Annotated in this window: 1 pseudogene; it reads right to left on the bottom strand. The window is 61.5% G+C overall.

What is annotated here, in order from left to right:
- Positions 1-308: 308 nt before the first annotated feature.
- Positions 309-1,149: pseudogene (locus G3N94_RS41610) on the bottom strand (ISNCY family transposase); the annotation flags it as partial.

The raw sequence follows: 1,149 nt of genomic DNA, 5'->3' as shown, positions 1-1,149 counted from the left end.
TCTGGAAAACGCGCGTGGCTAGGTCGATGGCGATCGTCGTGGGCTCCATGGAATCTCTCCTGAACGGAAGAATGGACAAGACACTGTCGCACATCCGTACCAGGAACCCAGAAAGCGGAGACAGGCGCTGGAATGGTCGATGTGGCGGGAGGCGACCATTCCATCTATAAAGCTACTACAATCTCATCTCATGTCATACCCAGATTCAGATGTCGTAGCGCCAGCTAAATACAGATGTCGCATCTGTCATTGGTTTGCCCATCATTCAGCGTTGAAGGGTTGAGCCTGAAGCAGCAGGGCGCTTACGTTCATCCGCGGGCCTTGGCAGACCGTCGGTCCGATTCTGCTTTGTGTGCTTGAGCCGCAACCTGCAATATGGCCGCTTCGATGTCCGCTGCCGCGAACGCCCGCGGTTTCTTGGCGCCGGGCGACGACTCCTTGGCCCGCACCGGCAGACCGCGATTGGTACGCGAAGGCGAACCCGAGATTCGCCGATTGTCGCGCTGCGCCTGAATCGCTTCGGCTACTTGCAGCGCATGGCTCAGGCGCTTGTGGTCGATCACCGCGCCTTGATCGACCTCCGCCAGTTTGTCGTACTGCCGACAGCACAGCACTGCGCCGTCGGCGCGGATCTCGATGCGCCCGTCCGGGTACTCCCATACGTCGATGTAACGGTGAATCAGCTTGCGGTGTTCCGGCGTGTCGTCCAGCAAGTAGAGCACCCGGTCGTACAGCACTGTCAGCGATTTCGAGACGCGGCGCGTCTCGCGCCAGGTCAGCAACTGGTCCAGATCCTCGTCGTCCCGTAGCGGCCGGTGCGCATTGAAATCGCTCTTCGGCGGTTTCGCGAACCGCGCGTTATACGTGGCAATGAAGGAGGGCGCATACGCATTCGCTTCGGCCACCGTGCTGATCCCCCGCAGCCGCAGTTCCTTCACCAGCCGGTCCTGCAAGGTCAGATGCGCGCGCTCGACGCGTCCCTTGGCCGGGCTGCTGTTCGCGCAGAACGTGTCGATGTTCAACTCGTACATCGCCCGGCCGAAGTGTGTCACGCTGCGGCCGGTCTTGCTCGCAGTCGTGCTGCGGAACACGCTCGCCTTGTCGCTGTACAACGCCACCGGCTTGCCGTGGCGCTCGAGGTACGCCCGC

This window comes from Burkholderia sp. Ac-20353, from assembly GCF_017104785.1.
Classification (GTDB): Bacteria; Pseudomonadota; Gammaproteobacteria; order Burkholderiales; family Burkholderiaceae; genus Burkholderia.
Note: the sequence above shows the minus strand (reverse complement) of the source record. Positions and strands in the feature narration are given on the sequence as shown.